Here is a 25,254-nt window from a genome sequence, read left to right on the forward strand (position 1 = left end):
GATGAATCACATCATGCGCGCCATCCATCACGGGCGCCTCACTCGTGCCGCGGTGTCCGCGCTGGCCGTCTGCGGCCTCGCGCTCGGTGCCGGTGCGTGCTCCGAAGCGGCCGAGAAGTCGGCCGGCAAGGGCGTGGACGCGCTCGTGGACGAAACCTACGAAGTGACCTACGAAGTCACCGGAACCGGTGCCGAGGAGATCCAGTTCCACGGTGGCGGGGGCGACGCCATGGACCCGAGGATCGAGAAGGTCAGCTCGCCCGCACTGCCGTGGAAGAAGACCGTCACCCTGCGCGGCATCATGCCGCCCGCGGTCATGCCGGTGAGGTCGGCCGGGGGCGCGGCCGACATCGCCTGCACGATCACGTACAAGGGCAAGGTGATCGAGGAGGTGAAGGGGGAGGAGCTCCTCACGAGCGGCGGCTGCGTCGCCATCTCGCCCATCACCGGCTGACCTTCCGGCCGACGCCCTGTCAGCTCCGCATCGGCCCCGGCCCCACGGCCGGGGCCGATTGTCAGTGGCATGGTGCACGGTGGAAACCACATCGGGTCGACCGATCCGGAGGGGGATCCATGACCGTGTCCGTACCGACGTCCGTATCGACCGACGCAGCAGGCGAAGCCCTCAGGCCGCACGCCGAGCACGTCTTCGCCGACGAGCTGGAGGCGCTCGCCGCCGCCGACGACCGCCCCCGGCCCGCACGTTGGAAGCTCTCGCCCTGGGCCGTCTCCACCTATCTGCTCGGGGGGACGCTCCCCGACGGCACCCTGATCACACCGAAGTACGTCGGTCCGCGCCGTCTCGTCGAGGTCGCCGTGACCACACTCGCCACGGACCGCGCCCTCCTCCTGCTCGGTGTGCCGGGCACCGCCAAGACGTGGGTGTCCGAGCATCTCGCGGCAGCCGTCAGCGGAGACTCGACACTGCTCGTCCAGGGCACCGCGGGCACTCCCGAGGAAGCCGTCCGCTACGGGTGGAACTACGCGGAGCTGCTGACCCGCGGTCCCGGCCGCGCGGCCATGGTGCCGAGCCCGGTGATGAGGGCCATGGCCGAGGGCATGACCGTCCGCGTCGAGGAGCTCACCCGCATCCCCGCCGACGTGCAGGACGCGCTGATCACGGTCCTGTCGGAGAAGACGCTCCCCGTGCCGGAGCTGGGACAAGAGGTGCAGGCGATTCGGGGGTTCAACCTCATCGCCACGGCGAACGACCGTGACCGCGGGGTCAACGAGCTCTCCGGCGCCCTGCGCCGCCGGTTCAACACCGTCGTGCTGCCGCTGCCCGCGACGCCCGAGGCCGAGGTGGACATCGTGTCCCGTCGCGTCTCCCAGATCGGGCGGTCGCTCGACCTTCCGGCGGCTCCCGAGGGCATGGCCGAGATCCGGCGCGTCGTCACGGTCTTCCGCGAACTGCGGGACGGCGTCACCACGGACGGCCGCACGAAGCTCAAGTCGCCGTCGGGGACGCTGTCCACGGCGGAGGCCATCTCCGTCGTCACCGGTGGCCTCGCGCTCGCCACCCACTTCGGCGACGGAGTGCTGCGCCCCGGCGACGTGGCGGCCGGCATCCTCGGTGCCGTCGTCCGCGACCCCGCGACGGACCGCGTCATATGGCGGGAGTACGTGGAGACCGTCGTCCGGGAGCGGGACGGCTGGAAGGACTTCTACCGCGCCTGCCGTGAGGCGGCCGGATGACGGCCCGGGGCCCCGGGCACGGTGGACCACTGCTGCTCGGGGTGCGGCATCACGGCCCGGGCTCCGCCCGCGCGGTCCACGCGGCGCTGGAAGCGGCCCGGCCCCGGGCGGTGCTCGTCGAAGGGCCGCCCGAAGGGGACGCGCTGGTGCGGCTGGCCGCGGACGACCGGATGAAGCCGCCGGTCGCGCTGCTCGCCCATGCCGTGGACGACCCGGGGCTCGCCTCGTTCTGGCCGATGGCCGACTTCTCGCCGGAATGGGTGGCGATCCGCTGGGCGCTGGCGCACGGCACCCCGGTGCGTTTCGTGGACCTTCCGGCCGCCAACTCCCTTGCGATGGCGGAGTATGCGGCGAAGGAGCAGGGGCAGGCCGGACGGGCCGTCGATCCGATCGGGACACTCGCGGAGACCGCGGGCTACGACGACCCCGAGCGCTGGTGGGAGGACGTCGTCGAGCACCGGGCGGACGGGCGCGCGGCCGACCCGCTCGCCCCGTTCGCGGCGCTCGCCGACGCGATGACGGCGCTGCGCGAGGCGTACGGGGAGGGAGGCCACCCGCAGGACGCCGTCCGGGAGGCATGCATGCGCCTCCAGTTGCGTGGCGCCCGCAAGGAGTTCGGCGAGCACATCGCCGTCGTGTGCGGCGCGTGGCACGTCCCCGCCCTCGCCGCGAGGACCACCGTCGCCGCCGACCGGTCGCTCCTCAAGGGCATCCCCAAGGTGCGGACGGAGCTGACCTGGGTGCCCTGGACGCATCGCAGGCTCGCCCGGCACAGCGGATACGGCGCGGGGATCGAATCGCCCGGCTGGTACGGGCACGTGTACGGCGCCCCGGACCGGCCGGTGGAGCGCTGGATGACGAAGGTCGCCGGGCTGCTGCGCGAGGAGGACAAGCCCGTCTCCTCCGCACACGTCATCGAGGCCGTCCGGCTCGCAGAGACACTGGCCGCCCTGCGCGACCGCCCGGCCGTCGGCCTGACCGAAGCCACGGACGCGGTCCGCGCCGTCATGTGCGAGGGGTCGGACGTGCCGCTCGATCTGGTGCGGGACCGGCTCGTGGTCGGCGAAATCCTGGGGGAGGTCCCGGACAGCGCCCCCGCCGTCCCCCTCCAACGGGACCTGGACGGACAGCAGCGCACTCTCAGACTCAGACCCGAGGCGCGGGAGCGCGAGCTGGACCTCGACCTGCGCAAGGAGACGGACGCCGCCCGCAGCAGACTCCTCCACCGGCTGCGGCTGCTCGGAGTGGACTGGGGCGCCCCCCTCGCGGGGCGCGGCAGCACGGGGACCTTCCGGGAGAGCTGGCGGCTGCGCTGGGAACCCGAGCTGTTCGTGCGGATCGCGGAAGCCGGGGTCTGGGGCACGACCGTGCTCGCCGCGGCAAGCGCGAAGGCAGAAGCGGACGCCGTCTCGGTGTCGTCGCTCGCCGGGGTCACCGCGCTCGCCGAGCAATGCCTCCTGGCCGGGCTGTCCGAGGTCCTGCCCGTCGTGATGCGTGCGCTCGCCGACCGGGCCGCACTCGACGCCGACGTCGGCCATCTCGCCGACGCGCTGCCCGCCCTGGCCCGCTCCCTGCGGTACGGGGACGTCCGGTCCACCGACGGCGCGGCACTGGCGGAGGTCACGGTCGGCATCGCCGAGCGCGTCTGCGTCGGCCTGCCGCCCGCCTGCACCGGCCTCGACACGGACGCCGCGGCCGAGATGCACGGCCGGCTGGACGGTGTGCACACGGCGATCGGACTGCTCGCCGACGCCGTACGGGCCGAGGGGCCGGCCGAGCGCTGGGCCGGCACCCTGCGCAAACTCTCCGCCAGGGACGCCGTCGCCGGGGTGATCCGGGGACGTGCCACGCGACTGCTGCTGGACGACGGGCTGCTCACGGGGAGCGAGGCGGCACGGCTGATGGGGCAGGCCCTCTCGCCCGGTACCCCACCCGCCGAGGCAGCGGCGTGGATCGAGGGATTCGTCGGCGCGGAGACGGGCGGGGGCATGCTGCTCGTCCACGACGAGCGGCTCCTCGGGCTCGTCGACGCCTGGCTGACGGGCATACCGGCCGGGGAGTTCACCGGCGTACTCCCCCTGCTGCGCCGCACGTTCTCCGACTACGAACCCGGGGCGCGGCGTGCCCTGGGCGACCTCGTACGCCGGGGGCCCGAAGCGGGGCGCACCGGCGGCGGGGCCGGCACCGCAGCGCAGGGCTTCGGTGAAGGACTCGACGAGGAACGGGCCGACGCGGTGGTCCCCGTGCTCCGGCTGCTGCTCGGCTGCGGCGCCCCGGCGGCGCGGGCGGAGAACGGATGACCACGGGCCGGGCGCAGGCCGAGGCGAAGAACCTCGACCGTGCGCCACCAGGAACGACGGAGAGGAGAAGGCGATGACCGTGGCTCAGACCGAGGAGGAGCGGCTGCGGCGTTGGCGCCTGGTGCTGGGCGCGGACGGCGCCGGGCCCACGGGACCCGCGCTCAGCGGACGCGACGCCGAGATGGACGCGGCACTGGCCTCGCTCTACGGCGACGGGAAGAAGCCGGCCGGCGCGAGGAGGCCGGGCGGCAGGGGGCCGGCCGGGCGTTCCGGAGGCCTCGGGGCGTCCGCCCCGTCCGTCGCCCGCTGGCTGGGCGACATCCGCAGATACTTCCCGAGCCCCGTCGTCCAGGTCATGCAGCGTGACGCCATCGACCGGCTCGGGCTGTCCTCCCTGCTCCTGGAGCCGGAGATGCTGGAGGCGGTGGAGCCCGACGTCCACCTCGTCGGCACCCTGCTCTCGCTCGGCAAGGCCATGCCGGAGACCACGAGGGAGAGCGCCCGTGCCGTCGTGCGGAAGGTGGCCGACGACCTGGAGCGCCGACTGGCCGCCCGCACCCGGGCGGCGCTCACCGGGGCCCTGGACCGCTCGGCGAGAGCGGGCCGGCCGCGCCACCGGGACATCGACTGGGACCGCACGATCCGGGCCAACCTCAAGAACTACGTACCGCTGCCCGGAGCCGGAGCCGGAGCCGGAGCCGGAGCCGGAGGCGCGGGCACGGTGATCCCCGAGCGCCTCGTCGGTTACGCCCGCTCCGACCGGTCCGTACGGAAGGACGTCATCCTCTGCGTCGACCAGTCGGGGTCCATGGCCGCCTCCGTCGTCCATGCCGCGGTCTTCGGCGCGGTGCTCGCCTCCATGCGCACCCTGGCGACCCGGCTCGTCGTCTTCGACACGGCGGTCGTGGATCTCACCGACCAGCTCGACGACCCGGTCGACGTGCTGTTCGGGACCCAGCTCGGCGGCGGCACCGACATCAACCGGGCGCTCGCCTACTGCCAGTCCAGGATCACCCGTCCGGCCGACACCGTCGTCGTACTCATCAGCGATCTCCACGAGGGGGGCATCCGTGAAGGCATGATCGAGCGGGCCGCCGCGATGCGGGCGTCCGGTGTGCAGTTCGTGACCCTGCTGGCACTGTCCGACGACGGCACGCCGTCGTACGACCGGGAGCATGCCGCCGCGCTCGGGGCACTCGGCGCACCGGCCTTCGCCTGCACGCCCGACCTCTTCCCGGAGGTGATGGCCGCCGCGATCGAGAAGCGGCCCCTGCCGATACCGGACCCCGGCGTCTGACCGCGGCGCGGCCGGCCCCCGCCACCCGGCAGGACCTCCCCGGACCTCGGCGAACCCGCGCCGTTTTGTCCTCGGCACCCCGGTCACCAGCGTGATCTGTGACCGTTATCACCGCCCGGGTGTGATCTGCAATTTAGGGTCCGGACGAGCGCGGGGGATAACCTGCCGGATGGACATGCCGCGTACCCGGTCACCGTGTGCGCCTCCCTAGTGACTGCGCAGTCACGTTGCCCTCGCGGCACGCCCACGCAGAAAACGAACCGCGAGACCACTAAAAGGGACGGACGCGCGTGGACCTGTTCGAGTACCAGGCGAGGGACCTCTTCGCCAAGCACGGTGTACCGGTGCTGGCCGGTGAAGTCATCGACACGCCTGAGGCAGCCCGCGAGGCGACCGAGCGGCTGGGCGGCAAGTCCGTCGTCAAGGCGCAGGTGAAGGTCGGTGGCCGAGGCAAGGCCGGCGGCGTGAAGCTGGCGGCAGACCCGGACGAGGCGGTCGCTCGCGCGACCGACATCCTCGGCATGGACATCAAGGGCCACACGGTCCACAAGGTGATGATCGCCGAGCTGTCCCCGGAGATCGAGGCGGAGTACTACGTCTCGTACCTCCTCGACCGCACCAACCGCACCTTCCTCGCCATGGCGTCGGTGCAGGGCGGCATGGACATCGAGGAGGTCGCGGAGAAGACCCCCGAGGCCCTCGCGAAGGTCCCGGTCAACGCCGTCGACGGCGTCGACATCGAGAAGGCCCGCGAGATCGTGGCCCAGGCGAAGTTCCCGGCCGAGGTGGCCGAGGGTGTCGCCGAGGCCATGGTGACCCTGTGGGACACCTTCGTCGCCGAGGACGCGCTCCTCGTCGAGGTCAACCCGCTGGTGAAGACCAAGGACGGCCGCATCCTGGCGCTGGACGGAAAGGTGTCTCTCGACGAGAACGCCGACTTCCGTCAGCCCGGCCACGAGGCGCTCGAGGACAAGGCCGCGGCCAACCCGCTCGAGGCCGCCGCGAAGGCCAAGAACCTCAACTACGTCAAGCTCGAGGGCGAGGTCGGCATCATCGGTAACGGTGCCGGTCTGGTCATGTCGACCCTGGACGTCGTCGCGTACGCCGGTGAGAAGCACGGCAACGTGAAGCCCGCCAACTTCCTCGACATCGGTGGCGGCGCCTCCGCCGAGGTCATGGCGAACGGCCTGGAGATCATCCTCGGCGACTCGGACGTCAAGTCCGTCTTCGTCAACGTCTTCGGTGGCATCACCGCCTGCGACGAGGTCGCCAACGGAATCGTCCAGGCCCTGGAGCTCCTCAAGTCCAAGGGCGAGGACGTCACCAAGCCGCTGGTCGTGCGCCTCGACGGCAACAACGCGGAGCTGGGTCGCAAGATCCTCTCCGACGCCAACCACCCGCTCGTTCAGCGTGTGGACACCATGGACGGCGCGGCCGACAAGGCCGCCGAGCTCGCCGCGGCTGCGAAGTAAGGGACGAGGGACTCCAACACCATGGCTATCTTCCTCACCAAGGACAGCAAGGTCATCGTCCAGGGGATGACCGGCGCCACGGGCATGAAGCACACCAAGCTCATGCTGGCCGACGGCACCAACATCGTCGGTGGCGTGAACCCCCGCAAGGCGGGCACCTCCGTCGACTTCGACGGTACCGAGGTACCCGTGTTCGGCTCCGTCGCCGAGGCGATGGAGAAGACCGGCGCCGACGTGTCCGTCCTCTTCGTGCCGCCGGCCTTCGCGAAGGCCGCCGTCGTCGAGGCGATCGACGCCGAGATCCCGCTGGCCGTCGTGATCACCGAGGGCATCGCCGTCCACGACTCGGCCGCCTTCTGGGCGTACGCCGGCTCGAAGGGCAACAAGACCCGGATCATCGGCCCGAACTGCCCCGGCCTGATCACCCCCGGCCAGTCCAACGCCGGCATCATCCCGGGCGACATCACCAAGCCCGGCCGCATCGGTCTCGTGTCCAAGTCCGGCACGCTGACCTACCAGATGATGTACGAGCTCCGTGACATCGGCTTCTCCTCCGCCGTCGGCATCGGTGGCGACCCGGTCATCGGCACGACGCACATCGACGCCCTCGCGGCGTTCGAGGCGGACCCGGAGACCGACCTCATCGTGATGATCGGCGAGATCGGTGGCGACGCCGAGGAGCGCGCCGCCGACTACATCGCGAAGAACGTCACCAAGCCGGTCGTCGGCTACGTCGCGGGCTTCACCGCCCCCGAGGGCAAGACCATGGGCCACGCGGGCGCCATCGTCTCCGGCTCCTCCGGCACCGCCGCGGCCAAGAAGGAGGCCCTCGAGGCCGCAGGCGTGAAGGTCGGCAAGACGCCGACCGAGACCGCCAAGCTGGCCCGCGAGATCCTCGGCGGCTGACAGCCCACCGCGTCACCGCCGCACGGCGGAAACGGCGCGGGCCCGCACCCCTCCGCGATGGGGGGTGCGGGCCCGCGCCGTTTCCGTACCCCGGGGGAGCCGGTCGCGGGTGAACCGGTCGCGGGCGCGGTCAGGGGATCTTCGGAACCAGGCGCTCCGGACCGTGCGCGAGCTTCTCCCGCAGCAGTTTCTGCAGCTTCAGGTCCTGCGGAGTCAGCTTCTCGGGACCGCCTCGCGGGGGTACGCCGCCCACGCGTTCGGGAGGGGCCAGCGGCTGCTCGTACTGGGTGGGGGCCGTCTGAAGCGTGAAGGCCGTGGTTCCGATGAGCAGCACGGCGAAGCCGAACGCCGCGCGGGTCCAGAGCCGGGCGATGCGCTCGCCTGCCGCGCGCACGGCCGGGGCGGGAGGCGGTGCGGGCACGTCCTCGGCGAGGGCGAGCTCGCCGAGCCGCTCGTGCAGCACCTCGGACCGGCCGACGGCGTCCGCGGGCTCGGCCAGGGCGGGCAGCCGCTCGGTGACCGACGCCCGGGCGTTGAGCAGCCGGCTCGCGGCGGCAGGCGTGCTCGCCTCGGTCTCCGCGGCCGTATCGGGCAGCCCGAGGCCCACACCGTCGTGGAGCAGCAGCGTGCGGCGGTACGAGGCCGGGAGGCCGAGCAGCGCGTCCAGCAGTACCCGCCGCTCCGGGGCCTCGGGCAGCGGGTCGAGCCGGCGGTGCGTACGGCGCAGCCGGTGCCAGGGTGACATCGCGTACTCGTACGCTGCGGCCCGCACCCAGCCCGCCGGATCCCGGTCCCTGGCCACCTCGGGCCAGCGCTGCCAGGCGATACGGAAGGCGTGTTCGACGGCCTCCCGGGAGAGCTTCCGGCGGCCCGTCAGCAGGTAGGCCTGGCGGGTGAGGCCGGGAGCCGCGTAGTCGTACAGGGCGTCGAACGCCGCTTCGGCGGTGAGACACCTCGGCGCCTCCGAGGCCGGGTCGGTGGCCTGGACCGCGGCGGCCGGGGCGGGAGCGTGCGCGGGCGGCAGGCGGAGTGACAGCAGGCCGGTCGGCGCCCCGCCCGACGACGGTACGACCTTGGGTGGCACGCTCGATGACGGTGCGTCCGGCGGGGGCGCGGGATTCGGCGGGGCGCTCGATGACGGTGCGTCCGGTGGCGGCGCGGGTGCCGGCGCCACGGTCGATGGCGGCGAGTCCTGTGGTGGTTCGGTGTTCGGTGGTGCGCCGGTTGACGGTGCGTCCGGTGACGAGGCGGCCGGGGCGGTGCCGGGCTCGGTCGGGGACATCGTGGTGCTCCCGGTGGCTTCGACGGAGGGGTGCGGCTCGGGGCGGGTCTCGGTGGAGCCGATCAGCCGGGCGTAGGCCGCACGCCGGCGGCCTCGTGGGCTGGTGCGGCCGGCTTCCCAGGCGCGGACGGTGGCGGGTGTGACGCCCACGGCTGCCGCGACCTGGTCTGCACTCAGTGCCCTCGCCTCACGGAGCCTGCGGCGCTCCTCGGGGGAGGGCAGCGGGGCGGCGGGCGCCGGACCGGCGGAGCTCCGTGCCGCGCGCGGCGTCATGGCCGCTCCCCGTCCGTGGTGCCACTGCACTGGGTGAAAAAGTACATAAACGTATATTGGGCGACACAGCGGCCATTCGCCCGTTACACGGAATAGGCGCGTGTCGTTGGCAGCATGGCCGTGTGACCCAAGTGACCGAGCGCAGCACGATGTTGCCCGCCGGGCGGAGCAGGTCCGCCGTACTCGTCTCCGCGTTCGTGCGCGGGGTGATCGCCGCGGGGCTCGGACTCGGCACGCTGGCCGTCCTGGTCATGGTGTTGTGGATCAGCTCTCCGTACCCCGACAGCGGGCCGGACGGTGCCTTCCATGTGGCGACCTCGCTCTGGCTGCTCGCCCACGGCGCCGAACTCGTCCGGGCCGACACGGTCGGCGGTCACCCCTCGCCCATGGCCACCGTGCCGTTGCTGCTCTGCGTGCTGCCCGTATGGCTCGTGCACCGGGCGGCCAGGGACTCGGCCGATGCCGACGGCGAGGGTGACGGAGACGAGGACGCCGCTGCCGCGGATGCGACGGCCGCCGACGCGGAGGCAGCGGGCAGGCATTCGGCCGTGGGGGCCTTCTGCGCGGTGAGTGCCGGGTATCTGCTGGTGGTGCTGGCCGCGGCGGAGTACGCGCGGGGCGGTGTACTGCCGCCGGAGCGGGCCTCGCTCGCCTTCCCCCTGGCCTTCGTGGTGACCGGCGCCGCAGCCGTGGGGGTATGGACCGCGCGGGGGCGGCCGTTGACTCCGCTGCTGGTCTGGGCACCGCTGAGGGTGCAGGAGGCTGCCGCCCGCACCCGGTTCCGGGCCAAGGCCGGTACGGCGGTGAGGTCCGCGTCCGCCGGGCTGCTGGTGCTGCTGGGCGGCGGAGCGCTGCTGGTGGCGGTGGCGCTGATGTGGCACGCGGGGGCTGCGAGGGAGTCGTTCACGGGGCTCTCGGGCGACTGGGCGGGCCGGGTCTCCGTCCTCCTGCTCACGGCCGCGCTCGTACCGAACGCCGCGATGTGGGGGGCCGCCTACGGCCTCGGCCCTGGATTCGCGCTCGGTACGGCGTCCACGGCCACCCCCTTCGCCTTCACCGGTCCCCCCGCGCTGCCGGAGTTCCCGCTGCTCGCGGCGGTCCCCTCCCACGGCCCGGGTACGGCGGCGAACTGGGCGGCGGCCGCGGTGCCCGCCGTGGCCGCCCTGGCCGTCGCCCGGTTCACCGCACGGGGGGCGGCGCCGGTGCGCGGGATGCGCGGGGAGGCGTGGAGCCAGGGGCACACGGCGCTGGTGGCGGGGCTGGCCGCCTTGGGGTGCGGGGCCGGTGCCGCGGTGCTGGCGGCGGCGTCGGGCGGCCCGCTGGGCACCGGGGCGCTGGCGGAGTTCGGCCCGGTGTGGTGGCTGGTGGGTCCGGCCGCACTCCTGTGGACGGCTGTGGTCGGCGTACCGGCGGCGCTGCTGCTGAGGGCGTGGCGGCTGCGGGAGCAGCGGTGGGGATGGAGGTGGGACGCGGCGAAGGACGAGCCGGTGCGGACGGAACAGAAGGCGGAGCAGAAGACGGATCGCAAAGCGGAGCAGAAGACGGATCGCAAGGCTGAGCGCGGCGCGGCTGACGGCCTCGGGGGAGTGAACGAGGAGCCGGAGCTGTACGACTTCCTGTCCGCCGACCCCTGGCACGAGGACGGGGCGAGAGAGACGCGCTGGGCCGCGCTGAAGAAGAGCTCGGGTGGCCTGATGGCGGACTTCCCGACGGGCCCTGGGCCCGCGCCGGGGCCGGCGACGGCCGTGGAGGAGGCCGCAGCGTCCCGGGCGAGGCCCGACGCGACGCCGGTACGGGAGGCCGCGACGCCGGGGCAGGACGTGGCACCGGTACGGGAGGCCGCACCCGTGCAGAAGGCCGCCCCCGTACGGGAGGCCGGACCCGTGCAGCAGGCCGCACCCGTACGGGAGGCCGCGATGCCCGTGTCAGGGGCTCCACAGGCGACACCGGAGAGGGCGGCGGAGTCCGGCACGGAGCCCGGCTCCGGAGGCGCTGCCGAGCCCGGAGAGCGGGCCGGCCGGGATCCGGATGCCCCTGGGCACCCCGATCCCGGCCGGGACGACGCTCCGCGGTGATTGCCCGGGGCGGCGGAGCTACTTCCGCACGCCGAAGAAGGGCTCCAGCGGGTCGGGCAGCTTGTCGTTGCAGGACAGCGCGCCGGTCTTGGTGAGCGCGTCGTTCACGCAGGTGTAGTAGTCGCGGTAGACCAGCTGGACCGTGTAGCCGGTGGCGACGATCGCCAGGGCGAGCAGCGCCGTCACGAGGCCGCTGACCGCCGCCGTTGTCTGCTGGCGGCCGGTGTTCTGCGCGGCTCCCTGGACGGCCCCGGGCGGGGTACCCGGCGGGGTGGGCGCCGGCGCCCGGTCCTGGCCGCGCGCGTCACCTGCGGCGCCCGTCGCCGCCCCGGACCCCTGGGCCTTCCGCGGACCGCCGCGCAGTGCGCTGATCGACCAGTACACGGCGAGGGCGCCGAGGAGCATCGCGATCTCGGGGAGGTCGAACAGGGCGAAGAAGAAGGCCCACATGCCGCCCAGCACCGCATAGCGCGCACGCCGCTGGGCCGGGTCCGTCGGGTCCCAGCGGAGTCCGCCGGGAGTGTTCTCGGGGCCACCACCCTGGCCGGCCGGCCCGCCGGCACCGCCGGGACGGCCGCCGAAGCCACCGCCCTGCCGGCCGGGCTGCCGGTCGCTCCACTGGCTGCCCCAGACCGGACGGTCGTCGCCGCCGCCGTTTCCGCCGTTGCCCTGGTCGCCCTGGTCGCCTGGCGCGTGGGAAGGGTGACGGGGCTGCCACGGCTGGTCGGGGCGGTCCTCGGGGGGCGCGGCGAACGGATTGTCGTCGGAGGGCCTGGAAGAGGACCCCGAAGGAGTCCCTCCCGCCGGGGAGGACCCCGACCCCGAGGAGGACCCCGAGGAGGAGCCCGAGGGGGCGCCCGACCCCGAGGAGGAGCCCGAGGACCCCGAGCCCGACGAGGATTCCGGCGAAGAGGACTGGCGTTCCCGCATCAGCATGGATGCCCGCTCGGGCAGCGGGTGGCCAAGGGCGGTGCGGAGGCGGTCCGGCATGTGGTGAACGTCTTCCCCATCTCGTCATTTCCGCCCGGGGGCGGTTCCCTGACCCCTGACGCTACCTCTCGGCCACGCCCCCGTCCCGTGGGGGCCGCCAGGAGTGCCGGTATCGTTGCTGACGGTCGGACCGTTCGTAGAGTTCCCCGTATCCCGGGGCAAGCCTCTTTCGTACGACCATACAAACGCATCTCCTGTACATCGCGTACCCGCTCCATCACGCGAGAAAGGGCCCTGCCGTGGCCTCCCCGCCCCCCTCCGCCGCTCCGGCCCGTGTGGTCGTGCTCGTCTCCGGTTCAGGCACGAACCTCCAAGCGCTGCTCGACGCGATCGGTGACGACCCCGAGGGCTACGGCGCCCGGATCGTCGCGGTCGGCGCGGACCGTTACGGCACCGTCGGCATCGAGCGCGCCGAGCGCGCCGGACTTCCCACCTTCGTGTGCAAGCTCGGCGAGTACACGAGCCGCGACGACTGGGACGCCGCCCTGACCGCGGCCGTGGCCGCACACCGCCCGGACCTCGTCGTGTCCGCGGGATTCATGAAGATCGTGGGCAAGGGCTTCCTCGCCGAGTTCGGTGGCCGGGTCGTCAACACCCACCCCGCCCTGCTCCCCAGCTTTCCCGGTGCTCACGGCGTCCGCGACGCCCTCGCGTACGGCGTGAAGGTCACCGGGTGCACCGTCCACTTCGTCGACGACGGCGTCGACACCGGTCCGATCATCGCGCAGGGCGTGGTCGAGGTGACCGAAGAGGAAACGGCGGAGGGCGAAGCCGCCCTCCACGAACGCATCAAGGAAGTCGAGCGCAAGCTGCTCGTCGAGGCCGTGGGGCGTCTCGCCCGTGACGGCTATCGCATTGAGGGACGAAAGGTTCATCTCGGTCATGTCGGTGAATAAGCCCATCCGCCGCGCCCTGGTCAGTGTCTACGACAAGACAGGGCTCGAAGACCTCGCCCGCGGTCTGCACGAGGCGGGTGTCGAGCTGGTCTCCACCGGCTCCACCGCCGGGAAGATCGCAGCCGCCGGCGTACCGGTCACGAAGGTCGAGGAGCTCACCGGCTTCCCCGAGTGCCTCGACGGCCGTGTCAAGACGCTGCACCCCCGTGTGCATGCCGGCATCCTCGCCGACCTGCGCCTGGACGCCCACCGCGAGCAGCTCGCCGAGCTCGGTGTGGAGCCGTTCGACCTCGTGGTCGTCAACCTCTACCCGTTCAAGGCGACCGTCGCCTCCGGTGCGTCCGACGACGAGTGCGTGGAGCAGATCGACATCGGCGGCCCGTCGATGGTCCGCGCCGCCGCCAAGAACCACCCGTCCGTGGCGGTCGTCACCAGCCCGGAGCGCTACGCCGACGTCCTCGCCGCGGTCGCGGCGGGCGGCTTCGACCTGACCGCCCGCAAGCGGCTCGCCGCCGAGGCATTCCAGCACACCGCCGCGTACGACGTGGCCGTCGCCGCCTGGTTCGCCGACGGGTACGCGGCCGCGGACGACTCGGGTTTCCCCGACTTCTCCGGTGCGACCTACGCGCGCAAGAACGTCCTGCGCTACGGCGAGAACCCGCACCAGCCCGCCGCGCTCTACACCTCGGGCGAGGGCGGTCTCGCCGAGGCCGAGCAGCTGCACGGCAAGGAGATGTCCTACAACAACTACACGGACACCGACGCCGCGCGCCGCGCCGCCTACGACCACGCCGAGCCGTGCGTGGCGATCATCAAGCACGCGAACCCGTGCGGCATCGCCGTCGCGGACGACGTCGCCACGGCGCACCGCAACGCGCACGCCTGCGACCCGCTGTCCGCGTTCGGCGGCGTCATCGCCGTCAACCGTCCGGTGACCGTCGAGATGGCGGAGCAGGTGGCGGAGATCTTCACCGAGGTCATCGTCGCCCCGGCGTACGAGGACGGCGCCGTCGAGGTGCTGGCCCGCAAGAAGAACATCCGGGTGCTGCGCTGCCCCGACGCCCCGGCCTCCGAGGTCGAGGTCAAGCCGATCGACGGCGGCGCCCTGCTCCAGGTCACCGACCGGCTGCAGGCCGACGGTGACGACCCGGCCAACTGGACCCTCGCCACCGGCGAGGCGCTCTCCGCCGAGGAGCTCCGGGAGCTCGCCTTCGCGTGGAAGGCCTGCCGCGCCGTCAAGTCCAACGCGATCCTGCTCGCCAAGGACGGCGCCTCGGTCGGCGTCGGCATGGGCCAGGTCAACCGCGTCGACTCCGCCAAGCTCGCGGTCGAGCGCGCGGGCGAGGAGCGGGCCCGGGGGTCGTACGCCGCGTCCGACGCCTTCTTCCCCTTCCCCGACGGTCTGGAGATCCTGACCGCCGCAGGCATCAAGGCCGTCGCGCAGCCGGGCGGCTCGGTCCGTGACGAGCTCGTCGTCGAGGCCGCTCGGAAGGCGGGCGTGACCATGTACTTCACGGGCACGCGCCACTTCTTCCACTGACCTCCAGGTCGCAGCACCACCGCAGGCCGCACCCTCGCCGGGGTGCGGCCTGCGGTGCGTCCCGGCGTACGGATGCCGGTCGCCCCTCTGTTCTAATGAATGGCCTTGCCGGACCGTGGCGGGCGGGACCGGTGCGACCGGCAGTTGACCAGTGAGGGATGGGCGTTGCGGGGGCATCGTGGTTGATCTGAACGAGAGCGTGACCGAGGTGTCCGAGGACTCCGAGGAGCGGACCCCGGCCGGTGTCACGCCGCGTCCGGCGCCGCTGCGTCCGTATCTGATCGCCGCCGTGGTCCTGTGCGCGATCTACTTCCTCTACGCCTACCTGCGGTACAGCCACTTCCAGTCGCCCTCCTGGGACCTGGGCATCTTCGAGCAGGAGGTGCGGGCGTACGCCGGGTTCGACGCCCCGGTCGTCGACATCAAGGGCCCCGGCTATCTCATACTCGGCGACCACTTCAGCCCCCTGGTGGCCCTCCTCGTCCCGCTCTACTGGATCTGGCCGTCCGCCGTCGCCCTGCTCTTCGCCCAGGCCGCGCTCTTCGCGGCCTCCGCCGTGATCGTCGGGCGCACCGCCCAGCAGATCCTGGGCGGGCGTTCCGGCCTCTGCGTCACCGTCGCGTACGGCCTGTCCTGGGGGCTCCAGGAAGCGGTGAAGGCGGACTTCCACGAGATAGCCCTCGCCGTCCCGCTGCTGGCCCTGGTCTGCCGCGCCCTGCTCATGGAGCGCTGGCGGGCCGTCGTCCTCTGGTCGCTGCCGCTGGTGCTGGTCAAGGAGGACCTCGGCGTCACCGTCGCCGTCGTCGGCGTACTGCTGGCCGTGTACGGACGGCGGTTCCAGGGCTTCCTGCTGGCCGCCTTCGGTGTGTTCGCGTTCGTGATGACCGTCCTGGTGCTCATACCGGCGGCGAGCAGCGCGGGGACGTACGACTACTGGAAGAAGATCGAGGAGAACGGCGGGCAGGAGGTCTCCCTCCTCGACTCCGTCCTCGGCGTGTTCAACTCGTCCGTCAAGCTGGAGATGCTGGTCTTCCTCGTCGGCATCACCGCCTTCATGGCCCTGCGCTCTCCCCTGATCCTGCTCGTCCTGCCCACCATCGGCTGGCGTCTGCTCTCCCAGGACTCCAACCACTGGGGCATGGTCTGGCACTACAGCGCGATCCTGATGCCGGTGGTCTTCCTGGCCATGGCCGACGGCATCCGCCGCAGCAGGAGCTCGAAACGGCCCTGGGTCGTCTCCTACGCCGGTGTCGCCGCCCCCGTCGCCGTGGCGATCGCCGTCACGCTCACCCAGCACCTTCCGTTCCGGGAGCTGTTGCGCCCGGAGACGTACCGCGCCGACGCGCGCACCCACTCCGCCGAGCAGGCCCTGGAGGCCATCCCGCCCGGTGCCCGGGTGGAGACGGACATCACGCTGATGGCGCACCTCACCGGGGACCGCACGGTCTACTGGGTCGGAGGGGCCCCCGGCACCGCGCCCGACATCGTCGCGATCAACCGGGACTTCGGCTGGTCACGGCCGATCGACGACCCGGTGAAGTACGCCGAGCAGCTCCACCCCGAGGCGCGTTACCGCGTCACGCGCGAGGCGGGCCCCTTCGTCGTCATGGAGCGCACCAGCCCGGAGCCCGCGGCCTTCCGGTAGGGCGGTGCGGCGCCCCGGCCCGGACAGCACGAAGGGCCGGATCTCTCCGGCCCTTCGTGACGGCTGAACCGCGGTGCGTACTACTTCTTGATCACCAGGGTGCCGGCGGCACGGTCGTGCCAGCCCTGCAGCTTCCCGGAGTTGTCGAAGAACGGCGACAGGTAGACGAGCAGCGCGCCGATGTAGCAGAGGAAGACGCCGACGATCGGGATGATGTAGCGGATGAAGCTGCCGCCGATGCCCGGGTTCTGGCCGGTGTTCTCCTTGACCACGCGCAGGCCCACGGCCATCTTGCCGACCGTGGCGCCGACGAAGGCGATCATCAGCCACTCGTAGAGCAGGGTGATCAGGGCGAAGATCAGGACCGCACCGAGCATCGTGGCGATGATGCCGGCGCTGGCGTCGTTCACACAGTCCTGGTAACCGGGGTCCATGTACGAACCGCAGTCGTCGGCGCTCTTGGCGATGCCCATGGCGCCGGCGAGACCGATGGCGCTGAGGATGCCGTAGAGGACACCGATGACGACACCGTCGATGGCACGGGCGCCGAGGCGGCGGCCCATCGAGGCGATCTGGACGGTGCCGAGCGCCGGGATGTTGATGTAGCCGCTGTTGGCCTGGATCGTCCCCGGGGCCTGCTGCGGGTAGCCGTAGCCGGGCTGGCCCTGCGGCGGCACACCCGGCTGCTGCGGGTAGCCGTAGCCCGGCTGCCCCTGCTGCGGCGGAACGCCCTGGGGGGCCTGCTGCGGGTAGCCGTAACCGGGCTGGCCCTGCGGCGGCTGCTGGCCGTACGGGTTGTTCGGGTTCTGGTTCGGGTCGCCGAAACTCATCTGGGCGGTTCCTCCAACGTGCAAGCGGGGACGACGCGGCCGCACGGAGGAAAGAAAGGTCAGTGGTCCGCCCCCCGGTACTTCTGCGGCACTGCGGCCATCATCGTTATAAGCGGCACGTAAGTTTGTCCAGTCGCAATGACTGGCTGTTGCTCAAGTGCAACATCGCGTACGCCGGGGCACCCGCAATTGGCAAGCGGGGCAGGTCATCCGCGAAGATGGGTGTCATGACTGCCCAGATTCTCGATGGCAAGGCCACCGCAGCTGCGATCAAGTCCGATCTGACCGTCCGCGTGGCGGCCCTCAAGGCACAGGGCATCACACCCGGCCTCGGAACCCTGCTCGTCGGGGACGACCCGGGCAGCCGCTGGTACGTGAACGGCAAGCACCGTGACTGTGCCCAGGTCGGCATGGGATCCATCCAGCGTGAACTCCCCGACACCGCCACCCAGGAGGAGATCGAGGAGGTCGTACGGGAGCTCAACGCCAACCCGGACTGCACCGGTTACATCGTGCAACTGCCGCTCCCCAAGGGGATCGACACCAACCGCATCCTGGAGCTGATGGACCCGGCGAAGGACGCCGACGGCCTCCACCCGATGAGCCTGGGCAAGCTCGTGCTGAACGAGACGGGCCCGCTGCCCTGCACCCCGCAGGGCGTCGTCACCCTGCTCCGCCGCCACGGCGTGGAGATCAACGGCGCCCACGTGGTCGTCGTCGGCCGGGGCGTCACCATCGGCCGGCCGCTCCCACTGCTGCTGACGCGCAAGTCCGAGAACGCGACCGTCACCCAGTGCCACACCGGCACCCGTGACCTCTCGTCGCACCTGCGTCAGGCCGACATCATCGTCGCCGCCGCCGGTGTGCCCCACCTGATCAAGCCCGAGGACGTGAAGCCGGGCGCTGCCGTGCTGGACGTCGGCGTCAGCCGGGACGAGAACGGCAAGATCGTCGGCGACGTCCACCCGGGTGTCGCGGAGGTCGCGGCCTGGATCGCGCCCAACCCGGGCGGTGTCGGCCCCATGACCCGCGCCCAGCTGCTGGTCAACGTGGTCGAGGCGGCCGAGCGCGCCGCCGCCGAGGCGTCCGCCGCATCCGCCGGCTGACCCGGGCCGGAGGCAACGGCATGGGTGCTGGTGCGAGTCCGGCGGACGGCACGCACGCGGACGGTCCGGCCGAGGAGGCAGGGACGTCTGTGTCCGGGAGGGCCGCCGGGCCGCCCGAGGAGACCGCAACGTCCCAGCGGGCCAGGACGCCCGAGGAGACCGTGACGCCAGGGGAGGCCGGGATGCCTGGGAAGACCGTGACATCGGAGGACGCCGTTTCGCCGGGGGAGGCTACGACGGCCGCTGAGGCCGCTGCCACCCCCGAGGGCCCCGAGGTGCCGGAAGAGGCCGGACCGGCCGGTCGGCCCGCCGAACCGGGCGGGGCGGTCGTGACGGACGACGGTGGTGACCCGGCCGAGGGCAGTGGTTCGACCAGGGCGCCCTCGCGCCGCTTCTCGCTGACCCGGGACACCGCGCGCCCCGAGGGCGGCGGTCGCGCCGCCCCCGGTGACGCCCCCGCTCCCGCACGGCAGTGGCCGCTGCTCACCGTGCTCTGCACCGCCGGGGTCGGGCTGCTGATCGTGGGGACCGACCTGTTCACCGAGGCGTTCCGGGTCGGCGCCATGCTGATGGGCGTCGCCATGCTCGCGGGTGCGGTGCTGCGGTGGGTCGTCCCCTCCGTCGGGATGCTCGCCGTGCGGTCCCGGTTCACCGACCTCGTCACGTACGGCCTGATGGGGACACTGATCGTGCTGCTGGCGCTGATGGCGCAGCCCGATCCCCTGCTGGACCTGCCGTTCCTCCAGGACGTGGTCCACTTCACCATCCGCTGACGCCGTGCCCGCACGGGGCCGCCGGGCCGTCGGGCCCGGCGGCCCCGTTGCCGTGCACCGTGTGCGGCGCGACGGATGCCGAAGAGCTCCGCCGGCGCAGCCGTGGGAGGGCTCAGCGTCGTGCGTGGCGGACCGTCAACCGCCCGAACCCCATGGTCCCGGAGATCCGGATCGTCGGACCGCCGGGGCCGGAGGGCTGCCGGGCCCTGTGGCGGACGTCCTTCCACCCGGTGTTCAGATCCTCCATGTCGACGATCGCGTCGCGGGGCACCGTGATCCTGGCCCTGCCGGTGCCGAGTTGCAGCTCGATGTCGATCACCGGATGCTCGACGACCGCCCGGGACAGATCCAGGCGCACTTTTCCGAACGCGGATTCCACCTTGAGGCGTCGGGGCACCCGCCATGCTCCGCGCCGCGTGATCCGTCCGCCCGCGGCGGCGATCGTGGACGTGGTGTCCGCCTTCCCGGCCGGGAGCGAGGCCAGAGGCGCAGCGAGCTGGTCGTATGTCCTGGCGGTCAGGGCCTGCTGGAGGCGCTCGTCCAGTTCCCCGTGCGAGAGGTGCCCTTCGGTGTACGCGTCCTGCAGCCGCCGCACGGCCGAGTCGCGGTCGTCCTCGCCGATCGGCGACGGTGGGTCTTCCGGCAGAGAGGTCACCGTCCCACCATAGGTCCGGAGCGGCGGTGCGGGTGGGCCAAGTTCCGGGCAGCGGCGAGCAATTGACGGCGCGCGGAGGGGAGAGGGGTGCCCGTCCCCTCCCCCGAGAAGGGACGGACACCGGACCGGGCACACCGGTGCGGGAAGCACCGGAATGAGCTGAGTCGAGCGGCCTTGCCCTGTCCTGCAACAAGCGTCATGGACATGAGGTGCTGGTTCAAGGGCTGCCCGGCGCCTGTGGCACGGAAGTGACCATTCCGCCATCGTGTGATCGCCCCGCAACGGCCGGACCCGGCGCTCGGTGGAGCTACGGCGCACTACGGATCCCGCACTCATGCCGAATGCACCCGTGCCCCTCTTCGTCCGGACCTGCCGACCTCGGGCCGTGCATCCTTCTGGGTAGTCCGGAGCGTGGGGCCGACGTGCCGGCGAAAGGGAACGGCCCGGCGCCGGGGGAGCGAGGCGCGCCGGGAAGGCCCGTGGGAAATCGACTGGGGGGAAGCTATGCCTCGTTGGAAGGCGCTACCGGAAGAAGTCGACCCGCAGATGCGGGAGTTCGCCGGTCAGCTGCGCGGGCTGGTGGACCGGAGCGGACTGAGCCTGGCGGCGGTCGCCGACCGCACCGGCTACAGCAAGACGTCCTGGGAGCGCTATCTGAACGGCAGGCTGCTCGCGCCCGAGGGGGCCGTCGTCGCGCTCGCCGAGGCCACGGGCGCGCAGCAGCACCACCTGACGACCATGTGGGAACTCGCCGAGCGCGCCTGGAGCCGCTCCGAGATGCGCCACGACATGACGATGGAGGCCATCAGGATCTCCCAGGCGCGTGCGGCGCTCGGTGAGGCCGGAGTTGCGGCCGCCCCGGCGGCCGTCCCCGTGCGGCGTGGCTCCCCCGCGCGCGTTCCGCGCCAGCCGGGGCCGGGGCCGGTACCGGACTCGGCGGGCCCGGACGAAGGCGGGGCCCGGGCGGGCCGCGCCCCCGAGGTGGAGCCCGGCCGGCTGCGCAGGGTGACGATGTTCCTCGCGGGGGCCGTGGGCGCGTTCCTGCTGACAGCGGCTGCCGTGCTGCTCACCGACTTCGGCGGTGGCGGCGACGCCGTCGACACGGTGGCCGCCACGACCCCGTCCGGACAGCCCTCCGGCAGCGCCCCGCAGCCTCCCGCCGGGGTCGACTGCGAGGGCGCCGACTGCACGGGGCAGGACCCCGAAGCCATGGGCTGCGGAGGCCGGTTCGCCGACACGGTCGCCAGGGCGACGGTCGACGGCGGCCTCCTGGAGGTCCGCTACAGCGAGACCTGCGGCGCCGCGTGGGCGCGCATCACACAGGCCTCCACCGGCGACACCGTACGGATCACCGCGGGCCCGGCGGAGGAGAAGGGCACGGTGGACGCGGACGCCGACGCGTACACCCCGATGGTCGCCGTGGCCGAGGCCTCCGACGCCAAGGCGTGCGCCACACTCGCGTCCGGGACGACCGGCTGCGCCGTGGCCGAGTAGCCGCAGGGCGGGGACCACGGCGGATCGCGGTACGTAACCGGCTGTGTGCGGTGCCACAGGGGGGCGGACGGCCGGGAGGGCGCGCGTCGGATAGCCTGACCGCTGGATATCTCTTCACGTCAAGATTCAGGGATGTCCAGCACCAGGGGCACCCCCACCGCCAGCTGTCTAACGGAGATCGCCATGACCCGCACTCCCGTGAATGTCACCGTGACCGGCGCAGCCGGCCAGATCGGCTACGCGCTGCTCTTCCGCATCGCGTCCGGCCACCTGCTCGGCCCGGATGTGCCGGTCAACCTCCGACTCCTCGAGATCCCGCAGGGCCTGAAGGCCGCCGAGGGCACCGCGATGGAGCTCGACGACTGCGCCTTCCCGCTGCTGCGCAACATCGAGATCACCGACGACCCGAACGTCGGCTTCGCCGGTGCCAACGTCGCCCTCCTGGTCGGCGCCCGCCCGCGCACCAAGGGCATGGAGCGCGGCGACCTGCTCTCCGCCAACGGTGGCATCTTCAAGCCGCAGGGCAAGGCCATCAACGACAACGCCGCGGACGACATCAAGGTCCTCGTCGTCGGCAACCCGGCCAACACCAACGCCCTCATCGCGCAGGCCGCCGCCCCGGACGTACCGGCGGAGCGCTTCACCGCGATGACCCGCCTGGACCACAACCGCGCGATCTCGCAGCTGGCCGCCAAGACCGGCGCCGCCGTCTCCGACATCAAGCGGCTGACGATCTGGGGCAACCACTCGGCGACCCAGTACCCGGACATCTTCCACGCGGAGATCGCCGGCAAGAACGCCGCCGAGGTCGTCGACGACGAGGCGTGGCTGGCCGACACCTTCATCCCGACCGTCGCCAAGCGCGGCGCCGCGATCATCGAGGCCCGTGGCGCGTCCTCGGCCGCCTCCGCCGCCAACGCCGCCATCGACCACGTGCACACCTGGGTCAACGGCACCGCCGAGGGCGACTGGACCTCCATGGGTATCCCGTCGGACGGCTCCTACGGCGTCCCGGAGGGCATCATCTCCTCCTTCCCGGTCACCACGAAGAACGGCACGTACGAGATCGTCCAGGGCCTGGACATCAACGAGTTCTCCCGCGCGCGCATCGACGCGTCGGTCAAGGAGCTCACCGAGGAGCGCGACGCGGTCCGCGAGCTCGGCCTGATCTGACCGGAGTCCCGGCCACCGGCCGGACCCGGAGCTCATGAGGGCGCCCCCCGGCGGCACATGCCGCCGGGGGGCGCCCTCATGAGCTCCGGGTCCGGCCGCTCAGCGGCCGAGCAGCCGGTCGCCGAGTCCGCGCACCGCCTCCGCGGCCCTGCGCTGAAGCTGGGGCCCGAAGGTGATCCGCGCCGCGCCCAGTTCGCCGAGCCTGCGGACGGCCTCCGGGCCGTCGGGCGAACCGAGGGCGTTGAGCGGCACGGGTACCGCTGCGGCCAGCCCGGGGAGCGCCTCTGCCGGGGCCATGATCGGATAGACGCAGTCCGCGCCCGCCTCCGCGTAGAGGCGGGCACGGGAGATCGTCTCGGCGGCCACGTCCGTGACATCCCGTCCCCCGTGGACGTACGTGTCCACGCGGGCGTTGACGAACAGGCGGTCACCCGCCGCCGCACGCACCTGGGCGAGCCGTTCGGCCTGCCGCCGCGGATCGATGAGGACACCGTCGGCCGAATCCTCCAGATTGCAGCCCACCACCCCGGCCTCCAGGAGACGTTCGACGAGCTCCGCCGGAGCCAGCCCGTAGCCCGCCTCGACGTCCGCCGACACGGGCACGGACACGGCCCGGGCGATCCGGGCCACCGCCGCGAACATCTCGGCGGGGGGCGTCCGCCCGTCGGCGTGCCCGAGGGAGGCCGCGATGCCGGCGCTCGGCGTCGCGAGCGCCGGGAAACCGGCGTCCTCGAACGCCCGGGCGCTCGGGACGTCCCACGGGCCGGGCAGGACCAGCGGGTCACCGGGCTCGCGGCCGTGGTGCAGCGCGCGGAAGAGGGACACGGGCTCGTTCATCAGGGCTCCGGTGCGAGGAGGGGGCGGAGGGCGGGGCGTCGGCCCGTCAGTGGCCGAGCGAGCCGGGCGTGTAGTGACCGGGCGCCAGCCGGCAGGTGACACCGAAGCGGTTCCAGGCGTTGATGACCGTGATCGAGGCGATCAGCTGGGCGAGTTCGGCCTCCTCGAACCGTTCGGCGGCCTTGGCGTAGACCTCGTCCGGTACGAATCCGTCGGTCAGGACCGTGACGGCCTCCGTCAGTTCGAGGGCCGCGATCTCCCGCTCCGTGTAGAAGTGGTGGGACTCCTGCCAGGCGCTGAGCTGGACGATCCGCTCGACGGACTCGCCCGCGGCGATGGCGTCCTTCGTGTGCATGTCCAGGCAGAAGCCGCAGTGGTTGAGCTGCGAGGCACGGATCTTCACGAGCTCCAGCAGCTTCGGGTCGACCCCCTTACGGGCCGCCGCGTCCAGCCGGACCATGGCCTTGTAGACCTCGGGGGCGAGCTGGGCCCACTGCAGGCGGGCGGGGTGCTCGGGGGCGCGGTCGTCGGTGCGGGCTTCGTGATGCGTCTGAGTCGTCATGCATACGAAGCTAACCGCCGGGTGGCGCACCGGTATGGTCCATTTCCATGACGGATTCCTGGGCCGCTTTCGGCGCCGACCTGCACATCGAACCGGTCGGCGCGGGACTGCGCAGCGGACTGATGAACGCCCTGCGGGACGCGGTGCGCACGGGGCGGCTGACCCCGGGCACCCGGCTGCCCTCCTCCCGTACGCTCGCCGCCGACCTCGGGATCGCGCGCAACACCGTGGCCGACGCCTACGCGGAACTGGTCGCGGAAGGCTGGCTCACCGCCCGGCAGGGCTCGGGGACCAGGGTCGCCCAGCGGGCGACCGCGGCCGGCGCCACCCGGGAGGCGCGCTCCAGGCCGGTGCGGCGGCGGCCCACCCACAATCTGATGCCGGGATCGCCGGACGTCTCCTCCTTCCCGCGCGCCGAATGGCTGAAGGCGGCGCGGCGCGCTCTCGCCTCCGCGCCCGACGCGGCGTTCGGCTACGACGACCCACGGGGCCGCGCCGAGCTGCGGACCGCGCTGGCGGACTACCTCGCGCGGGCGCGCGGGGTGTACGCGGATCCGGAACGCATCGTGATCTGCTCGGGATTCGTCCACGGGCTCTCGCTGATGGGGAAGGTGCTGCGGCGCCGCAAGGTGCGCGCGACGGCCGTCGAGTCGTACGGGCTCGACATCCACTGGAACCTCCTGACGGAGGCGGGTCTGCGCACCCCGTGCCTGCCGGTGGACGCGCTCGGCGCCAGGACGGGCGAGCTGGCCCAGGCGCAGGGCGTGGGCGCCGTGCTGCTGACCCCCGCGCACCAGTTCCCCACGGGGGTCCCGCTCCACCCCGACCGGCGGGCCGCGGCCGTCGACTGGGCGCGGTCCTCGGGCGGCCTGATCCTGGAGGACGACTACGACGGCGAGTTCCGCTACGACCGGCAGCCGGTGGGCGCGCTCCAGGGGCTGGATCCGGAGAGCGTCGTCCACATGGGGACGGCCAGCAAGTCGCTGGCGCCGGGGTTGCGACTGGGCTGGATGGTGCTGCCGGAAGCGCTGGTCGAGGAGGTGTGCGACGTGCGGGGCGGTCCCGAGTGGATGTCCTCCACGCCGGACCAGCTGACCCTCGCGGAGTTCATGGGGTCGGGAGCGTACGACCGGCATGTGCGGGCCATGCGCCTGCGCTACCGCCGCCGCCGTGACCAGCTCGTCGAGGCGCTCGCGGAACGGGCCCCGGACGTCCGGGTCAGCGGGATCGCGGCAGGGCTGCACGCCGTGCTCGAACTCCCCGAAGGCACCGAGGGGCCGGTGGTGCAGGCGGCCACCTGGCAGGGGCTCGCGCTGGAGCGGCTCTCCCGCTTCCGGCACCGGGACGCGCCATCCGGCCGCGAGGGCCTGGTCATCGGTTACGGCACCCCCTCGGAGAGCGGCTGGGCGGGCGCGCTGGACGCTCTGTGCCGGGTGCTGCCCTAGGAGGCGGG

Annotated in this window: 21 protein-coding genes; 15 read left to right on the forward strand and 6 right to left on the reverse strand. The window is 72.6% G+C overall.

The window, feature by feature from the left end; genetic code table 11:
- Position 1 precedes the first annotated feature (1 nt).
- The 6 genes from ABZY45_RS08510 (at position 2) to sucD (ending at position 7,670) form a co-directional block, all read left to right on the forward strand.
- Positions 2-454, forward strand: coding sequence for an MmpS family transport accessory protein (locus ABZY45_RS08510; protein WP_356737453.1), 453 nt, complete (start codon positions 2-4; stop codon positions 452-454).
- Between the two features lie 119 nt (positions 455-573).
- Positions 574-1,695, forward strand: coding sequence for an AAA family ATPase (locus tag ABZY45_RS08515; protein ID WP_356737455.1), 1,122 nt, complete (start codon positions 574-576; stop codon positions 1,693-1,695).
- Complete coding sequence (locus ABZY45_RS08520) at positions 1,692-3,995, forward strand: DUF5682 family protein (protein WP_356737457.1); 2,304 nt, start codon at positions 1,692-1,694, stop codon at positions 3,993-3,995. The genes ABZY45_RS08515 and ABZY45_RS08520 overlap by 4 nt, the downstream gene beginning before the upstream one ends.
- A 73-nt stretch (positions 3,996-4,068) precedes the next feature.
- Complete coding sequence (locus tag ABZY45_RS08525) at positions 4,069-5,292, forward strand: VWA domain-containing protein (RefSeq protein ID WP_356737459.1); 1,224 nt, start codon at positions 4,069-4,071, stop codon at positions 5,290-5,292.
- 290 nt (positions 5,293-5,582) lie between these two features.
- The gene (sucC, locus tag ABZY45_RS08530; RefSeq protein ID WP_356737461.1) at positions 5,583-6,764 is read left to right on the forward strand and encodes an ADP-forming succinate--CoA ligase subunit beta; all 1,182 of its coding nucleotides are present in this window, start codon (positions 5,583-5,585) and stop codon (positions 6,762-6,764) included.
- A 21-nt stretch (positions 6,765-6,785) separates the two neighbouring features.
- Complete coding sequence (sucD, locus tag ABZY45_RS08535) at positions 6,786-7,670, forward strand: succinate--CoA ligase subunit alpha (RefSeq protein ID WP_356737463.1); 885 nt, start codon at positions 6,786-6,788, stop codon at positions 7,668-7,670.
- A 130-nt stretch (positions 7,671-7,800) separates the two neighbouring features.
- Here the strand turns inward: sucD and ABZY45_RS08540 are convergent, their stop codons facing one another.
- The gene (locus tag ABZY45_RS08540) at positions 7,801-9,225 is read right to left on the reverse strand and encodes a helix-turn-helix domain-containing protein (protein ID WP_356737465.1); all 1,425 of its coding nucleotides are present in this window, start codon (positions 9,223-9,225) and stop codon (positions 7,801-7,803) included.
- 131 nt (positions 9,226-9,356) lie between these two features.
- Here ABZY45_RS08540 and ABZY45_RS08545 point away from each other — a divergent pair, with 131 nt between their 5' ends.
- Positions 9,357-11,300, forward strand: coding sequence for a DUF6350 family protein (locus tag ABZY45_RS08545; RefSeq protein WP_356738733.1), 1,944 nt, complete (start codon positions 9,357-9,359; stop codon positions 11,298-11,300).
- An 18-nt stretch (positions 11,301-11,318) separates the two neighbouring features.
- On the opposite strand, the gene ABZY45_RS08550 is transcribed toward ABZY45_RS08545, so the two are convergent.
- The gene (locus ABZY45_RS08550) at positions 11,319-12,290 is read right to left on the reverse strand and encodes a hypothetical protein (RefSeq protein WP_356737467.1); all 972 of its coding nucleotides are present in this window, start codon (positions 12,288-12,290) and stop codon (positions 11,319-11,321) included.
- Between the two features lie 239 nt (positions 12,291-12,529).
- On the opposite strand from ABZY45_RS08550, the gene purN reads away from it, so the two are divergent.
- The 3 genes from purN (at position 12,530) to ABZY45_RS08565 (ending at position 16,371) form a co-directional block, all read left to right on the forward strand.
- Entirely contained in the window at positions 12,530-13,186 is a 657-nt protein-coding gene (gene purN, locus ABZY45_RS08555; protein WP_356737469.1) for a phosphoribosylglycinamide formyltransferase, read from the forward strand.
- Entirely contained in the window at positions 13,173-14,726 is a 1,554-nt protein-coding gene (gene purH / locus ABZY45_RS08560) for a bifunctional phosphoribosylaminoimidazolecarboxamide formyltransferase/IMP cyclohydrolase (protein ID WP_356737471.1), read from the forward strand. The genes purN and purH overlap by 14 nt, the downstream gene beginning before the upstream one ends.
- 208 nt (positions 14,727-14,934) lie before the next feature.
- Positions 14,935-16,371 (forward strand): DUF2079 domain-containing protein, encoded by a 1,437-nt coding sequence (locus tag ABZY45_RS08565; RefSeq protein WP_356738736.1) that lies wholly within the window; start codon positions 14,935-14,937, stop codon positions 16,369-16,371.
- Between the two features lie 80 nt (positions 16,372-16,451).
- On the opposite strand, the gene ABZY45_RS08570 is transcribed toward ABZY45_RS08565, so the two are convergent.
- Complete coding sequence (locus ABZY45_RS08570) at positions 16,452-17,201, reverse strand: RDD family protein (protein ID WP_356737473.1); 750 nt, start codon at positions 17,199-17,201, stop codon at positions 16,452-16,454.
- 227 nt (positions 17,202-17,428) lie between these two features.
- On the opposite strand from ABZY45_RS08570, the gene ABZY45_RS08575 reads away from it, so the two are divergent.
- Positions 17,429-18,307, forward strand: coding sequence for a bifunctional methylenetetrahydrofolate dehydrogenase/methenyltetrahydrofolate cyclohydrolase (locus ABZY45_RS08575; protein ID WP_356737475.1), 879 nt, complete (start codon positions 17,429-17,431; stop codon positions 18,305-18,307).
- A gap of 20 nt (positions 18,308-18,327) precedes the next feature.
- Entirely contained in the window at positions 18,328-19,080 is a 753-nt protein-coding gene (locus tag ABZY45_RS08580; protein ID WP_356737477.1) for a DUF3017 domain-containing protein, read from the forward strand.
- Positions 19,081-19,192: 112 nt separating this feature from the next.
- Here ABZY45_RS08580 and ABZY45_RS08585 read toward each other — a convergent pair whose 3' ends face one another.
- Positions 19,193-19,735 carry a DUF1707 domain-containing protein gene (locus ABZY45_RS08585; protein ID WP_356737479.1) on the reverse strand — a complete coding sequence of 181 codons (543 nt, stop codon included), beginning with the start codon at positions 19,733-19,735 and terminating at the stop codon, positions 19,193-19,195.
- A gap of 504 nt (positions 19,736-20,239) precedes the next feature.
- On the opposite strand from ABZY45_RS08585, the gene ABZY45_RS08590 reads away from it, so the two are divergent.
- The gene (locus ABZY45_RS08590; protein WP_356737481.1) at positions 20,240-21,229 is read left to right on the forward strand and encodes a DUF2690 domain-containing protein; all 990 of its coding nucleotides are present in this window, start codon (positions 20,240-20,242) and stop codon (positions 21,227-21,229) included.
- 183 nt (positions 21,230-21,412) lie between these two features.
- On the forward strand, positions 21,413-22,402 hold the full coding sequence (locus ABZY45_RS08595; RefSeq protein WP_356737483.1) for a malate dehydrogenase: 990 nt from the start codon (positions 21,413-21,415) through the stop codon (positions 22,400-22,402).
- A gap of 99 nt (positions 22,403-22,501) precedes the next feature.
- Here the strand turns inward: ABZY45_RS08595 and ABZY45_RS08600 are convergent, their stop codons facing one another.
- Both ABZY45_RS08600 and ABZY45_RS08605 read right to left on the reverse strand, forming a co-directional pair.
- The gene (locus ABZY45_RS08600; protein WP_356737485.1) at positions 22,502-23,239 is read right to left on the reverse strand and encodes an isocitrate lyase/phosphoenolpyruvate mutase family protein; all 738 of its coding nucleotides are present in this window, start codon (positions 23,237-23,239) and stop codon (positions 22,502-22,504) included.
- Positions 23,240-23,285: 46 nt separating this feature from the next.
- Positions 23,286-23,801, reverse strand: coding sequence for a carboxymuconolactone decarboxylase family protein (locus ABZY45_RS08605; RefSeq protein ID WP_356737487.1), 516 nt, complete (start codon positions 23,799-23,801; stop codon positions 23,286-23,288).
- A gap of 47 nt (positions 23,802-23,848) precedes the next feature.
- On the opposite strand from ABZY45_RS08605, the gene ABZY45_RS08610 reads away from it, so the two are divergent.
- Positions 23,849-25,246 carry a PLP-dependent aminotransferase family protein gene (locus ABZY45_RS08610; protein WP_356737489.1) on the forward strand — a complete coding sequence of 466 codons (1,398 nt, stop codon included), beginning with the start codon at positions 23,849-23,851 and terminating at the stop codon, positions 25,244-25,246.
- The last annotated feature ends 8 nt before the right edge of the window (positions 25,247-25,254 follow it).

Origin of the sequence: Streptomyces sp. NPDC006516, from assembly GCF_040611875.1 — a bacterium.
GTDB lineage: Bacteria > Actinomycetota > Actinomycetes > Streptomycetales > Streptomycetaceae > Streptomyces.

Coding starts and splice junctions, on each gene's coding strand:
- ABZY45_RS08600 (WP_356737485.1), bottom strand. CDS start 23,239: ATGAACGAGCCCGTGTCCCTCTTCCGCGCGCTGCACCACGGCCGCGAG.
- ABZY45_RS08595 (WP_356737483.1), top strand. CDS start 21,413: ATGACCCGCACTCCCGTGAATGTCACCGTGACCGGCGCAGCCGGCCAG.
- ABZY45_RS08610 (WP_356737489.1), top strand. CDS start 23,849: ATGACGGATTCCTGGGCCGCTTTCGGCGCCGACCTGCACATCGAACCG.
- ABZY45_RS08575 (WP_356737475.1), top strand. CDS start 17,429: ATGACTGCCCAGATTCTCGATGGCAAGGCCACCGCAGCTGCGATCAAG.
- ABZY45_RS08515 (WP_356737455.1), top strand. CDS start 574: ATGACCGTGTCCGTACCGACGTCCGTATCGACCGACGCAGCAGGCGAA.
- ABZY45_RS08525 (WP_356737459.1), top strand. CDS start 4,069: ATGACCGTGGCTCAGACCGAGGAGGAGCGGCTGCGGCGTTGGCGCCTG.
- ABZY45_RS08605 (WP_356737487.1), bottom strand. CDS start 23,801: ATGACGACTCAGACGCATCACGAAGCCCGCACCGACGACCGCGCCCCC.
- ABZY45_RS08520 (WP_356737457.1), top strand. CDS start 1,692: ATGACGGCCCGGGGCCCCGGGCACGGTGGACCACTGCTGCTCGGGGTG.
- ABZY45_RS08510 (WP_356737453.1), top strand. CDS start 2: ATGAATCACATCATGCGCGCCATCCATCACGGGCGCCTCACTCGTGCC.
- purH (WP_356737471.1), top strand. CDS start 13,173: ATGTCGGTGAATAAGCCCATCCGCCGCGCCCTGGTCAGTGTCTACGAC.
- ABZY45_RS08540 (WP_356737465.1), bottom strand. CDS start 9,225: ATGACGCCGCGCGCGGCACGGAGCTCCGCCGGTCCGGCGCCCGCCGCC.
- ABZY45_RS08580 (WP_356737477.1), top strand. CDS start 18,328: ATGGGTGCTGGTGCGAGTCCGGCGGACGGCACGCACGCGGACGGTCCG.
- sucD (WP_356737463.1), top strand. CDS start 6,786: ATGGCTATCTTCCTCACCAAGGACAGCAAGGTCATCGTCCAGGGGATG.
- ABZY45_RS08550 (WP_356737467.1), bottom strand. CDS start 12,290: ATGCCGGACCGCCTCCGCACCGCCCTTGGCCACCCGCTGCCCGAGCGG.
- ABZY45_RS08590 (WP_356737481.1), top strand. CDS start 20,240: ATGCCTCGTTGGAAGGCGCTACCGGAAGAAGTCGACCCGCAGATGCGG.
- ABZY45_RS08570 (WP_356737473.1), bottom strand. CDS start 17,201: ATGAGTTTCGGCGACCCGAACCAGAACCCGAACAACCCGTACGGCCAG.